The 210-nt window shown below is 52.9% G+C and carries 1 protein-coding gene; it reads right to left on the bottom strand.

Annotated elements, in window-relative coordinates:
* The coding region (locus PUR71_RS41435; RefSeq protein WP_329932055.1) for a hypothetical protein at positions 1–210 on the bottom strand (210 nt) is incomplete at both ends.

Genomic DNA, 210 nt, shown 5'->3' on the forward strand with positions numbered 1-210 from the left:
CCCCCCCAAAAAAAAAACCACCACCCCCCCCCCCAAAAAAAACACCCCCCCACCCAACAAAAAAAAACCCCCCCCCAAAAAAAAAACCACCACCCCCCCCCCCAAAAAAAACACCCCCCCACCCAACAAAAAAAAACCCCCCCCCAAAAAAAAAACCACCACCCCCCCCCCCAAAAAAAACACCCCCCCACCCAACAAAAAAAAACCCCC

Source organism: Streptomyces sp. SP17BM10 (assembly GCF_036322405.1).
Classification (GTDB): Bacteria; Actinomycetota; Actinomycetes; order Streptomycetales; family Streptomycetaceae; genus Kitasatospora.